At 68.7% G+C, this 12,697-nt stretch carries 15 protein-coding genes; 4 read left to right on the forward strand and 11 right to left on the reverse strand.

All coding sequences use genetic code 11. From position 1 onward, the window contains the following. Positions 1-54: 54 nt before the first annotated feature. The 8 genes from ACESK5_RS00615 to ACESK5_RS00650 form a co-directional block, all read right to left on the reverse strand. A complete protein-coding gene (locus ACESK5_RS00615; RefSeq protein ID WP_372909595.1) occupies positions 55-180 on the reverse strand; it encodes a hypothetical protein in 126 nt (41 codons plus the stop codon). A 64-nt stretch (positions 181-244) separates the two neighbouring features. Continuing rightward, entirely contained in the window at positions 245-1,069 is an 825-nt protein-coding gene (gene speB, locus ACESK5_RS00620) for an agmatinase (protein WP_372909596.1), read from the reverse strand. A gap of 12 nt (positions 1,070-1,081) precedes the next feature. Further along, complete coding sequence (locus ACESK5_RS00625; RefSeq protein WP_372909597.1) at positions 1,082-1,462, reverse strand: translation initiation factor IF-5A; 381 nt, start codon at positions 1,460-1,462, stop codon at positions 1,082-1,084. 469 nt (positions 1,463-1,931) lie between these two features. After that, positions 1,932-3,002: an aminotransferase class I/II-fold pyridoxal phosphate-dependent enzyme gene (locus ACESK5_RS00630; protein WP_372909598.1), complete on the reverse strand. Its 1,071-nt coding sequence runs from the start codon at positions 3,000-3,002 to the stop codon at positions 1,932-1,934. 283 nt (positions 3,003-3,285) lie between these two features. Next, positions 3,286-3,693 (reverse strand): DUF5518 domain-containing protein, encoded by a 408-nt coding sequence (locus ACESK5_RS00635; protein WP_372909599.1) that lies wholly within the window; start codon positions 3,691-3,693, stop codon positions 3,286-3,288. A gap of 75 nt (positions 3,694-3,768) precedes the next feature. Continuing rightward, positions 3,769-4,176: a methylated-DNA--[protein]-cysteine S-methyltransferase gene (locus ACESK5_RS00640; RefSeq protein WP_372909600.1), complete on the reverse strand. Its 408-nt coding sequence runs from the start codon at positions 4,174-4,176 to the stop codon at positions 3,769-3,771. Positions 4,177-4,237: 61 nt separating this feature from the next. Then, complete coding sequence (locus ACESK5_RS00645; RefSeq protein WP_372909601.1) at positions 4,238-5,908, reverse strand: ABC1 kinase family protein; 1,671 nt, start codon at positions 5,906-5,908, stop codon at positions 4,238-4,240. A gap of 9 nt (positions 5,909-5,917) precedes the next feature. Next, positions 5,918-6,280, reverse strand: a complete 363-nt coding sequence (locus ACESK5_RS00650; protein WP_103426787.1) for an Hsp20/alpha crystallin family protein — start codon at positions 6,278-6,280, stop codon at positions 5,918-5,920. A 121-nt stretch (positions 6,281-6,401) separates the two neighbouring features. Between ACESK5_RS00650 and glp the strand changes: the two genes are divergently transcribed. From glp to ACESK5_RS00670, 4 genes are all read left to right on the forward strand, one after another. Next, positions 6,402-7,631, forward strand: coding sequence for a gephyrin-like molybdotransferase Glp (glp, locus tag ACESK5_RS00655; protein WP_372909602.1), 1,230 nt, complete (start codon positions 6,402-6,404; stop codon positions 7,629-7,631). Next, positions 7,628-9,538, forward strand: coding sequence for a molybdopterin biosynthesis protein (locus ACESK5_RS00660; protein WP_372909603.1), 1,911 nt, complete (start codon positions 7,628-7,630; stop codon positions 9,536-9,538). Before glp ends, ACESK5_RS00660 begins: the two co-directional genes overlap by 4 nt. Before the next feature lie 157 nt (positions 9,539-9,695). Beyond that, positions 9,696-10,358: a HalOD1 output domain-containing protein gene (locus tag ACESK5_RS00665; protein WP_372909604.1), complete on the forward strand. Its 663-nt coding sequence runs from the start codon at positions 9,696-9,698 to the stop codon at positions 10,356-10,358. Positions 10,359-10,544: 186 nt separating this feature from the next. After that, on the forward strand, positions 10,545-11,273 hold the full coding sequence (locus ACESK5_RS00670; protein ID WP_372909605.1) for a response regulator: 729 nt from the start codon (positions 10,545-10,547) through the stop codon (positions 11,271-11,273). Between the two features lie 17 nt (positions 11,274-11,290). Here ACESK5_RS00670 and ACESK5_RS00675 read toward each other — a convergent pair whose 3' ends face one another. The 3 genes from ACESK5_RS00675 to ACESK5_RS00685 form a co-directional block, all read right to left on the reverse strand. Next, entirely contained in the window at positions 11,291-11,938 is a 648-nt protein-coding gene (locus ACESK5_RS00675) for an HAD family hydrolase (RefSeq protein ID WP_372909606.1), read from the reverse strand. Between the two features lie 82 nt (positions 11,939-12,020). Then, positions 12,021-12,416 (reverse strand): LWR-salt protein, encoded by a 396-nt coding sequence (lwrS, locus tag ACESK5_RS00680; protein WP_372909607.1) that lies wholly within the window; start codon positions 12,414-12,416, stop codon positions 12,021-12,023. A 1-nt stretch (position 12,417) separates the two neighbouring features. Then, on the reverse strand, positions 12,418-12,693 hold the full coding sequence (locus ACESK5_RS00685) for a 4a-hydroxytetrahydrobiopterin dehydratase (protein ID WP_372909608.1): 276 nt from the start codon (positions 12,691-12,693) through the stop codon (positions 12,418-12,420). Between the last annotated feature and the right edge of the window lie 4 nt (positions 12,694-12,697).

Below are 12,697 nucleotides of genomic sequence, written 5' to 3' on the forward strand. Positions count from 1 at the left end.
GATGCTCGGGGGCGACGCGTTTGTATCTGTACTTCTCGGTCGGGGAGCCCCCCGTCAGACCCCGAACCACCGGGCGGCCCCGCCGGCGAGGAGCGCGAGTCCGCCGGTGATGAACGTCCCCGGAACCGGGAGGACGAAGAGCAGTACACCGAGCGCGAGTACGATTGTCGATATTCGCACGACTGACACGAACACCGGGAACGGGGTAGCCCTTGTGCCTGCAGTGACGGGGCCCGGGGTCGCGCTACTCGTCCCCGGCGGGGCCGCCACCCGCCGCGTGCGTGTAGACGAACTCGCGGAGGAGTTTCCCACCGAGTGCGGCTGCCTGGCCGTCGTCGCGGTCGTTCACCTCGACCACGTCGAAGCCGACACACGCGGGGGACACCGCCCGGACGACGTCGCGCAGCTGGGTAGACGAGAGGCCGAACGGCTCCATCGTCCCCGTTCCGGGAGCGACGCTCGGGTCCGCCCCGTCGATGTCGACGCTGAGGTACACCGATCCGGTGGCTTCGAACCCCGCGAGCCACTCGGTGACCGACTCGGGCGGGACGACGGTCACGTCCTCCTCCTCCGCTCGCTCCCACTCCTCGGGTGATCCCGTCCGCGCCCCGACGACGACGGCCTCGTCGACGACGTCGAGGACGTGTCGGGTCACGCAGGCGTGGCTCCACTCGTTGCCGTCGTACTCGGGTCTGAGGTCGAGGTGCGCGTCGAGACAGACGAACGTCTCCGGTTCCGTGGCCTCGACGCCCGCGTAGCTCACCGTGTGCTCGCCGCCGAGGAGGAGCGGGACCGCGCCGTCCCAGACGACGTCGCGGAGCGTCCCCGAGAGGAAGGAGAGATACTCCCGGGCGTCGTCCCACGCGCGGACATCGCCCTCGTCGGCGACGCCGAGTTCGGTGAACTGCTGTCCGGTGCGGTGGTCGTAGTCGTCGTACGTCTCGGCGTACTTCCGAATCTCGTCGGGCCCGAACCGCGTCCCCGGCTGGAACGTCGTCGAGACGTCGAGCGGTGCGCCCACGACGACGTAGTCGGCGGCGTCGCGCTCGGCCGTCGCCCCGGGGAACATGTGGTTCGACCGCTAGGACCGGACGATCTTACGCTGTCCCTCGTACTCGAGGAACTCGATCTCGTCGTCGGAACTCGCACTGATACCGTCGGGGATGCGCATCGTGAACGTCTCGTAGGAGTCGAGGTCCATCACCTGCATCTCGCCGCCCGAGGCGGAGAGGACCTGCCCGCCCTTGCGTTCGATGATGGGCACCCAGACTTTCGCGTCGACGGGCTGGGAGAGCGAGCGCTTCTTGTTGTCGAAGACGCCCTTCCCCTCGATGCGTGCCTTGGCGCTTCCGTGCTTGCCCGGCTTGGCGGTCGAGTACGCGTTGATCTTGCAGGGCGAGTCCTCCATCATGACGTAGCTGCCCTCTTGGAGTTCCCTGACCTGCTTCTGCTCTTTCGCCATAGATGTGCGTTCTTTCGAGGGCAGTATAAACCGTTTGGAACGTCGGTGCGAGCGAACGACTCGGACGCACCCCCGGTAAGCGGACGTTAACCACTTCGTTCGGTCCTTCGCACTGGCCGCAGTCGCGACGTCGCCCTCGAACTGCGCTCTTCGCCGTCGTCGTGGGTCCGTCCTCTTCGAGCAGGCCGTGGCGGACGACGCCGACCCGGTGGCTCGCCTCACTGCCGTACGCCGCCTCTCCCGGTACCTAAGCGGTACATAACTATGTCCGGGCGAGTCGTCGTCCCTGATGCGCATGCGTGTCCCGCGCCGACGCGTCGGTGCCGTATGGCATTCCCTTTCCGTACCCCCGCACCGCGCTGTCGGCGGTGCTCCCGGGCACGGTGCGCTCGTGCCTCTGCCTGTCTGTCATGGGACTGATGGATGCACACCGCGCGACGCTCCGTCGTTCACCCCGTTTCCCCCTCTCTCACCGCACGGTCTCGAGAACCCGGCCGACCCTGCGTAACCCCTCTTCCAGCTCCTCGGTCGGCAGACCGAACCCGATGCGGAAGTAGCCGGGGTAGCCGAACGCGTTCCCCGGTGCTAGGACGACCGACTCCTGCTCGACGACGGCGCGGCAGAACGCCTCGCCGTCGCGGAACCCCTCGGGGACGGTGACGAAGCCGTTCACGCCGACGGGGTCGTGCCACGACAGTCCGTGGTCGGCCACCCAGTCGGCGACGCGGTCGTGGTGGTCGCGGACGAGTTCCCGGTTCTCCCGTAGAATCGTCCGCTCGCGCCGGCCGAGCGCCTGTCGGGCGACGTGCTGGCCGAAGAGCGACGGCGAGATGGTCGTGTAGTCCTTCCACCGCCAGGCGCGCTCCACGACCTCTCTGTCGCCGACGAGCCAGCCGAACCGCGCCCCTGCGAGCCCGTACGCCTTCGTGAGCGACGTCGTCGACAGGCCGTGCGGCCCCATCGACGAGACCGGTGGGAGAGGCTCGTCGGCCAGTTGCCGGTACACCTCGTCACAGAGCAGGTAGGCGTCCGCCTCCTCGGCGACGTCGTACAGCGCCGCGACGGTCTCCTCTGCGTGGTACCGCCCGGTCGGATTGTTCGGGTTGTTGAGCACGAGGAGTCGGGTGTTCGGCTGGACGGCGTCGGCGACGGCGTCGACGTCGAGCGTCCACCGCGGCGGCGTCAGGTCGACGGTAGTGACCGACCCGAGCGTCCGCGGCAGTTCGTGGAGCGACTGGTACGTCGGTGTGACACAGACCGCGTGGTCGTCGGCGCCCATGAGCGAGACGAACGTGAGGAAGTTCGCCTCCTGTGCGCCGCAGGTACAGAGCACCTCGTCGGCCGTGCGGTCGTACCGCCCGGCGATGTTCGCCCGGAGGTCGGGGTCGCCGTTCGTCGGGATGACGTAGCCGAGTTCGCCGGGGTCGGTGTCGAAGCGGTCGGCGGACAGCGACCGGATGCCCGACTCCGCGAGCATGATGTCGGCGTCGTGTTCGACCTCGGCGAACCAGCGTTCGAGCGCGAACGGGGCGATGTCCATGCACGCGAGTCGACCGGCGGGCGCAAAACTGTTGGTTCCGTCTCCGTCGGTGGACGGCCGTCTCACCGCGACTCGGCGTCGGCTGGGAACGGCGACTCGTCAGGGGCACCCGTCACGAGCAGGACGAGCGACGACGTCGGCTACGCGCCCGATTCGACCCGCTCTTCTTGTACGAAGCCGCGGCCACACCTCATGTGCACTGAGAACAGCCACGGGACGTCCCGCGAGTGTGCGGTGCCGCGTCCCGTGTCGCGGCCCCGAGGCACTGCCTGTCCGCCCCTTCTCACGCCCAGTCCTCGGGCATCCACGCCGCGCGCCCGTGACTGACCCTGACGAGGCTCCCGACAGCGCCGGTGAGGACGTTCGGGAGCGTCACGAGGAGCAGCACCGCCGTCGTCACGTCGCCGGGGGTTCGTGCGTACGGGAAGACGAACTCGAGCGGGAACGGCAGTCCGCTACTCCGCGTGAGCGTCACGAGCACAGCGACGGGAATCAGGACGATGCCCCACGCGAGCGCGGTCAGGAGGCCGTGCCACGCGCCGTCGGTGACCTCCTCGCTGGCGACGTAGCCGGCGATGGCGCTCCCGACGAGACCACCGATGAGCGACAGTCGGCCGGAGATCAGCCAGATAATCGCCTCCATGGTGAACGCGACGAGGAGGCCGGCGAGGACTGCGTGCCAGCGAGCCATTAGCTCACGTACGCACCCGCGAGTACATAATACTCTCTCCCCGAGCTATCGAAACTGATACCCTCAGACGGCCGGTCAGCCGAGCGTCCGCTGGGTCGGCTCTCCCCGTTCGTGGGCGAGGAGCGCGCGCTTGGCCGCGACACCTCCGTGTGCGGAGAATCCCCCGAGCGACGACGCGCCGACCACTCGGTGACAGGGGACGACGACGGGGAGCGGGTTTCGCCCACAGGCGCCGCCGACGGCGACGGCGCTGGTGTCGAGCGTCGTCGCGAGGTCGCCGTACGTCCGCGTCTCCCCGTACGGAATCGCCGCCATCGCTCGCATCACCGCTCCCGTGAAGTCGTCGGGGTACGCGACGGAGAACGGGAACTCGCGCCTGTCACCGCGTTCGTACGCCGCGACGGCGTCCCGAAGCGCCTCGGGTGTCCCGTCGACGAGCGTCTCGTCGAGGTCGAACGCGTAGCCGAAGACCGAGAGTCTCATCCCCGACCGATGGACGGCGACGGACAAAAGCAACCCGGCCCCGATTCCCCGGTTCCCCGGTTCAGTCGCCCCGTCGCTGCCTGAGGTTCTGCCGGGTGAACTGTGGGCGCGCCTTCAGTCCCTTCTTCTGCTTGAACGACCGGTAGAGCAAGAAGACGACGGGGAGCGTGACGACGGCGGCGACGGCTGCGGGTTCGACCCCGTCGAACGCGTAGAGGATGGCCGTCGACAGCACCCCCACCGCGAGGAGGACGCCGTAGACGATGCGACGGGCGAGTTTCGAGAGTACGTCGTTCTTGTCCTCGATTCGGACGTTGACGGTCAGGTCGTCGCGTTCGACCTGGTCGAGGACGCGTTCGAGCTTCGGCGGCACCCGGAAGAGCGAGCGAGTCGTCTCCTGGAGCTGTTCCCCGGTCTCCGTAGCGATGCGTTTGATGGTCTGCTCGCGGTACCCCTGCTCGGTGAGGTAGTCGGTCGCGACGGCGATGAAGTCGAAGTCGGGGTCGAGGGTGACGCACACCCCCTCGACGACCGTCGCCACCCGGAGCACCAGAGCGAGGTTGCGCGGGAGGCGGAGCGGGAACTCGTAGATGGTCGACTCGACCTGCTCGATGATCTGCTGGACGCGGTACTGCTCGATGTCCTCGCCGCGGGCGTCAGCGATGGCCAGTTCCATCACGTCGCCCATCACCTGCCGGTCGGCCTCGGGCGAGAGCGTCCCCATCTCGATGAGCGTGTCGAGGATGCCGTCGATGTCCTGGTTCGCTACGGCGATGTAGAAGTCGACGATCTTCTCCTGGATGAACGGGTCGACCTGCCCGCTCATCCCGAAGTCGTAGAAGATGATGGCGCCGTCGTCGTCGACGGCGAGGTTCCCCGGATGGGGGTCGGCGTGGAAGTCGCCGTCGCCGATGATCATCTGGAGGTAGATACGCTGGAGACGTTCGGCGAGTTCCGTCCGGTCGATGCCGCGTTCGTCGAGCGTGCTCAGGTCGTTTATCTTCACGCCCGGCAGATACTCCATCGTGAGGACGCGCGGCCCGGAGACGTCGTCGACGAGTTCGGGAATCCTGATGGCGTCGTCGTCGATGAAGTTCTCGCGGATGGTGGTCAGAACCCGCCCCTCGCGGGTGTAGTCCATCTCCTGGCGGATGGTCTTGGCGAACTCGTCGGCGAGGTTCTCCAGGGAGAACGCGCGTCCCTCGCCGATGAACCGCTGGACGAGCGGGAGCGACCAGCGGACCACTCGCAGGTCGGCCTCGACGAGTTCCTCGATGCCGGGACGACGGACTTTGACCGCGACGTCCTCACCCTCGTAGGTGGCGGTGTACACCTGACCGAGGGAGGCGCCGCTGATGGGGTCGCGGTCGAAGTCGTCGTACACCTCGTCGACTGGACCGAGTTCCGCCTCCAACACCGCCTCCGCGTCTGCCCAGTCGGCGGGCGGAACGTCGTCCTGCAGGCGCGAGAGGACGTCGACGTACGCCGGGGGGAGGACGTCCGGCCGGGTCGACAGCAGTTGGCCGAGTTTGATGAACGTCGGCCCGAGTTTCAACAGTGAGTCGAGGAGAATGTTCGCCCGGCGTTTCTGCTCCTCGGTGGCGACCTGTCGCGACCCGCCGAACAGGAGGAACCGCCGTTTGTCACGCGCGTACGCGACGATGAGCGGGAAGAACTGGTAGAGGACGACGAAGAAGCGCCAGTAGGCGCGGAGATTGACCAGCGTGACCACCCCACCCGATTACGTGTCCTTGTCCGAAATCGGGATGCTTCGTTGGGGGGCCGAATCGCGCTTCGGCAGGCGGAGTTCGAGGACGCCGCGGTCGACGGTCGCCTCGGCGCCCGCACCGGTCGCGTCCGGGGGCAGCGGGAGTTCGGCGTCGAGGAAGAGCGACCGGTTCTCGCGGACGTAGCGGAACTCCGGCGGGAGGCTCTTCTCGCGGCGCGCCTCGACGACGAGGCGTCCCTTCTCGACGGCGATGTCCACCGTGTCGGCGGTCACACCCGGGAGGTCGAGGACGAGGAGATACTGGTCCTCCGATTCGAGGAGGTCCGCGAACACTGCTTCAGGGAGTTCACGCAGCGCGTCGCGCAGTGCTGACATGGACGGGTCTAAGAAGTCGGGGTGTAAGAAGGCCGCGGTACCGGTCGCGTCCCTCGTCGAAGCGTCCGTCGTCGCCGACCCGCGGCGACGGTTTTTACCGCGTCGTCCCCCTGTTACGGGTATGCACGACCGGAAACGCTCGGGGTTCAAGACCCGAACCCGAGTCGACGACGCCCGGGAGCGCCTGCTCGAGGCGGTCGCTCCCCACGAGCGGACCGTCCGCGTCGACCTCGCACAGGCCGACGCGAGAACCCTCGCCGAGCGCGTCACGGCACCGAACCCCGTGCCGGGGTACGACCGTGCCGCGATGGACGGGTGGGCGGTCCGTGCGGAGGACACCTTCGGCGCCTCCGGCCGCTCGCCCGCCGTCCTCCGCGTCGCCGGTGACGCCGAAGACGACGACACCGTGGGCCCGTCCGACGCCGTCCGGGTCCACACGGGGAGCGCCCTCCCCGACGGCGCTGACGCCGTCGTCATGATCGAGGAGACCGAAGAGGTCGGCGACGAACTCGAGGTGTTCGACGCCGTCACCGAGGGGGAGAACGTCGGCGACGCCGACGAGGACGTCGCGGCCGGACAGACGCTGTTCGAGGCCGGCCACCGCCTGCGGCCGTCGGACCTCGGCCTCCTCAAGTCGGTGGGACTCGCTCGCGTCCCGGTGTTCGAACAGCCGACCGTCGGGGTCGTTCCGACCGGCGAGGAACTCGTCCAGTTCGACCCACAGCCCGGAGAGGTCATCGAGACGAACGGGCTCACCGTCTCGTCGCTCGTGACCCGGTGGGGCGGTGTGGCGACGTACCGCGACGTCGTCACCGACGACTTCGACGCGCTCCGGGCGGCCATCCAGCGCGACCTCACGAAGGACGTCGTCGTCACGACCGGTGGGTCGTCGGTCGGCGAGCGTGACCTGCTCCCGGAGGTCATCGACGAACTCGGCGAGGTGCTCGTCCACGGCGTCGCGCTCAAGCCGGGCCACCCCGTCGCGCTCGGCGTCGTCGAGGAGACGCCCGTCGTCTCGCTCCCGGGGTACCCCGTCGCCTGTATCGTCAACGCCGTCCAGTTCCTCCGCCCGGTGCTCAAGCACGTCGGCGGGATGCCGTGCCCCCCACTCCCGACCACCGATGCCCGACTCGAGCGCAAGATATCGAGCGACCCCGGCACCCGGACGTTCGCCCGGGTCGAACTCCGCGAACGGGACGGCGAGCAGGTCGCCGTCCCCACGCGCACCTCGGGGTCGGGCATCCTCTCCTCGGTCGCACTCGCCGACGGCTGGGTCGTCGTCCCCGAGTCCCGTGAGGGCATCCCGGAGGGCGAACACGTCGCGGTCGAATCGTGGGAGTGGTCGGCGTGACCGAGCGCAAGGAGTTCCGTGACCTGGCCCCGCCCGAGGAGGCACACGAGGCCATCGCCGCTCTCTCGCTCGCTCCCCCACCCGAGTCGGTTCCGCTCGACGAGGCGAGAGGTCGAGTCCTCGCCGAGCGAGTCGACGCGACCATCGACGTCCCCGGATTCGACCGCGCGAGTATGGACGGGTACGCCGTCCGGGCGCGTGACACCTTCGGCGCCGACGAGTCCGACCCGGTCGTCCTCGACCTGGTCGGCGCAGTCCACGCCGGCGAGACCCCCGACGTCGAGGTCGAATCGGGGGCCTGCGCGGAGATTTCGACCGGAGCGGTGGTCCCCCCGGGTGCCGACGCGGTGGTCATGGTCGAACGGACCGACGACCTGGGCGGCGAGATAGAGATACGGAAGGCCGTGGCACCGGGCGACAGCGTGATGTTCGCGGGCGCGGATATCGCCGCCGGGTCGCGCGCACTCGGCCCGGGGACGCGACTCACGCCCCGCGAAATCGGCCTCCTCTCGGCGCTCGGCGTCGACGAGGTGCCCGTCCGGGGGAGCCCCACGGTAGGTATCGTCTCGACCGGCGACGAACTCGTCCGTCCCGGTGAGGAACTCGACCCCTCGCGTGGGGAGATATACGACGTGAACTCACAGACCATCGCCGCCGGAGTCGCCGAGGCTGGTGGCGACCCCGTCCTCTACCCGCACGCCGGCGACGACTACGAGGAGATGGAGCGCTTGCTCAAGAGAGCGGCCGACGAGTGCGATCTGGTCCTCTCGTCGGGGTCGACTTCCGCCTCGGCAGTGGACGTCATCTACCGCGTCATCGAGGAGCGCGGTGACCTGCTCCTCCACGGCGTCGCGGTGAAACCAGGGAAGCCGATGCTCGTCGGGCGACTCGACTCCAGCGGTGCGGACGGCACACAGCAGTCGGCGTACGTCGGCCTCCCCGGCTACCCGGTGTCGGCGCTCACCATCTTCCGGACGTTCGTCGCGCCCGCCGTCCGCCGGGCCGCGGGCCTGCCCGAACCCCGGACGGCGACGATTACGGGCGAGTTCGCGGTCCGGGAGCGGTACAGTGAGGGTCGACTCCGACTGATGCCGGTCGGCGTTCTCGAACGCGCGGACGCCGACCGACCCCTGGTGTACCCCGTCGACAAGGGGAGCGGCGCGACGACGAGTCTCGTCGAGGCGGACGGCGTCGTCGAGGTTCACCCGGACACCGAGTATCTCGCTGCCGGTGAGGCCGTCGACGTCCGCCTGTTCTCGCCGGACGTCCGCGTCCCGCGCCTGCTCGGCGTCGGCGAGGACGACCCGCTGCTCTCGCGACTCCTCGACCGCGTCGACGCCCCGCGGTATCTCCCGGTCGGGAGCCGGGAGGGACTCCGCCGACTCCGCGACGGGGTCCCGGACGTCGCCGTGGCCTCGGGCCCCACCGACCGGGACGTCGACAGCGCGGAACTCGGCGCGTGGACCCGCGAGTGGGGACTCGTCGTCTCCGGCGAGGCCGACGACGTCGACGGTCTCGCCGACCTCGTCGACGGCGACTACCGGTTCGTGAACCGCGACCGGACGGCCGGACTGCGGGCGACGTTCGACGCGGCGCTCGAGGAACTCGCGGCCGAGGGAGAGCGTTCGCGGGCGGAACTCGCGGACCGCATCGACGGCTACGAACTGACCGTGAAGGCCCACGAGAGCCCCGCACGCGCGGTCCTCGCGGGCAAGGCCGACGCCGGCCTCGGCCTCCGCGCGACGGCGGAGTCGCTCGGACTGGACTTCGTCTCGCTCGGTTACGAACGGGTCGTCCTCCACGCGGCGGCGGACCGCGTCGACAAACCCGCCGTCTCCGAACTGGCCGACGCCCTCGCCGACAGCACGCACGAGTGTGAGGCCCTCCCGGGGTACGACGTCGCCTGACCGGCCCGGCACGGTCCTGATACGGCACCCGGGGTCGGTCTCGACTCCGAGACTGTCGGCCGGTGGACGACGTCCCCAGGACGCTCGAACGTCTGACAGATTCAACTTTGATACTCTGACCCGCTCGTTTATGTAGACGGTCTGCCTCCCTCCGAACATGCCTGCAACCATCTCCATCCTGCACGTCGACGACGAACCCGATGTCCTGGACCTCTCGACGAACCTGTTCGAGCGGCGGGACTCGCGCGTCTCGGTCGTCACGGCCGGCAGCGGTGCCGAGGGGATGGACGCACTCGCGACCAACGACGTCGACTGCGTCGTCTCCGACTCCGTTCGGATGCCAGACGGGCAGTCGTTCGTCGAGGCCGCCAGCCACGTGACCGACGCGCCCATCGTCCTCTTCACCGCCAAGGAGTGGCAGGACGTCGCGTCCGACGCCGTGGCGGCGGACGTCGCCGAGTACGTCCGCAAGGCCGACGTCTCCGACTACAAGACGGTGCTCAAGCACGTCCTCAGACTCACCGACGAAATCGAGACGCCGACGGCCTCGAACCGACGGCTCATCGGCCGTCACGACTTCTCCTCGCCCACCGAACTCGGTGTCTCCATCGTCCACGCCGTCGAGACGGCCGTCGACGAGGACCTCGAGACGTTCGAGCCCCTGTACGACGTCGTCGACCCCGACGCGCTCGAGGCGGTCTTCGGTCCCGTCAGCGGCACTCCCGACGCGAGCCGACTCGAAGTCCGGTTCAGCTACCACGGGCTCGACCTGGCCGTCTCCGGCGACGGGAGCATCGCAGTCGTCTCGGACGCGAACTGACCACCCGACGGACGGACTGCAGGCACTCTCGGTTCCACCCTCTCCACACATGACGAGACGCTGTCAGTATGGTTTTATATCACCCGGCGTCCTACTGCCGCCGGGCGCAGAGAGTCCAGGCGTTATGTATCAAGAGAAAGTAACGAAACTCGATAACTTGTCGTACGCGGTCCCGAGCACGACCTCATGAACGAATCGTTCGTAATCCTCCACGTCGACGACGACGAGAGCTGTCTGCAGCTGTCGCGCTCGTCGTTCGAGCGTGCCCTCTCGGACGTCGAGGTCGTGACCCGAACCGACCCGGACGAGGCGCTCGCGACGCTCGGCGTCGAGTCGGTCGACGCCGTCGTCTCGGACTCGGTCGACCTGGCGGACGGCACCCCGTTCGTGGAGGCCGCCCGGAACGCGTATCCGGACCTCCCCATCGTGCTCTACACCGGGCGCGAGTTCACCGACGCCGCCCCCGTCATCACGCGGGCCGGGGTCTCCGAGTACGTTCAGAAACGCGCGGGCACCACGGTGCAGGACCTCGTCGGCCGCGTCGAACGTCTCGTCGACGAGGCGGGGTCGCGTTCGTCCACCGACCGGTTCCGGTACACGCCCCCGAACCGTGACGACGACTCGACCGGCGAGACCACTCCCTCCGACACCGTCGCCACCGACGAGTGGACCGAACTCGCCTGCTGCGACCCGACGTCGGTGGACGACCTCGTCGTGACGCTCGTCGACGTCCTCGGCGACCGGGCCGACGAACGTCCGCTGGTCGAACTGTTCGACGCCGAGGCGCTCGCTCGCGTCTTCGAGTCGCCCGCAGACGACGACGCTCGCGTTCAGATACACCTCCGACTCGACACGCACGAAGTCGTCATCACCGCCGACGGCGTCGTCGCCAGCCGTCCCTCCACCCCCGCGTAGGTTCCGCCCGTCCCGACTCAGGTCCGGTCGAGTTCGTCGAACGACGAGACCCGGTGGTCCGCGAGGACACAGTGTCCTCGCCGCTCCGGTGGGTGTCTCTCGACGTGGATTCCGTCGAGACCAGCGTTCCACGCCGCGCCGATGTCGCTCGCACCGTCCCCGGCGAGGACGCCGCGTGCCCCTGCTGGGACGTCGAGCTGCGACAGCGTGTACTCGACCGGTGCCGGGTCGGGCTTCCAGCCGACTTCGGACGTACAGCACAGCACCGCGTCGAACCAGTCGCGAATGTCGAGGTGGTCGAGGACCGGCTCCGCGAGGAACTCCTGGCAGTGCGTCACGAGACCGATGGGACGGCCCGCGCGCTGGACGTCGCGGACGAGTGCGGCCGCGTCGTCGTGGAGGTAGGTCGCCTCCGCACGGACGAACGGGTCCTCCTCGTCGTGGAAGACGGGCCAGAACTCCGCGGGGTCGATGCCCCAGGCTCGGAGCTGTGGGTCGCGCGCGCCGTTGAGGCCGTGCCAGATGATTTCGGCCTCCCGGTCGGAGAACTCTCTGCCCAGGCGGGTGCCGACGCGCTCGAACACGTCGCGCGTGTACGCCCAGTCGGCGTCGACAATTGTCCCGTCGAGGTCGAACAGCCAGACGTCGTACTCGCCGGCGACCATCACCCTGAGGATGGTGACGAAGTGGTAAGTCGTTTGTGCCCCAGCTCTCGGTCGTGAGAACCGCCAGTCCGTCACCCGGACGCTAGTCCCGCACCCGGATGGACGAGCCGAGGTGGTTGTGTCGCACCTCGTGCACCGAGTCGGCGTTGTACCGGTCGAGTTCGGCGGCGACGGCGTCGGCCCACGCGTCGTCGTACCGCTCGCTCACCACGCACTCGCTGAACGAGACGTGGTCGACCGGGACGGAGAGCCACTCCTCCATCACCTCGCGGAACCGGCGCTCGTCGGTCAACTCCCCGCGCCAGAGCCACTCCTCGAAGAACCGCCACCGCCCCTCTTCGTCACCCGGTTCGGCGGCGGGGTAACGGACGACTGTCTCGAACGTCCCCGGGTCGGTCTCGACGCCGGGCCCGTCCAGTCGGAACCGGACGCGGAACACGTACCACGCCTCCGGGCCGTCCGTTCGGTTCGTCTCCACGTTATCGCTCGTCGTTGAACAGGTTCGCCAGTCGGATGTCCTTGTCCGTCACGCCACCCTCCTCGTGGCTGGTCAGGCGCACCTCGACGGTCTGGTAGCCGATGATTATCTCGGGGTGGTGGAACTCCTCCTCTGCGACTTCGCCGACGTGTGTCGCGAAGGTGACGCCGTCGAGGTAGTCGTCGAAGTCGTACGTCCGGGTAATCTCGTCGCCGTCACGTTCCCAGCCGTCGGGAAGCCGCTCGTCGACCTCGTCGTCGGAGAGCAGTTCGGCCATACCC

The sequence above is a fragment of the Salinigranum sp. genome (assembly GCF_041641895.1).
Classification (GTDB): domain Archaea; phylum Halobacteriota; class Halobacteria; order Halobacteriales; family Haloferacaceae; genus Salinigranum.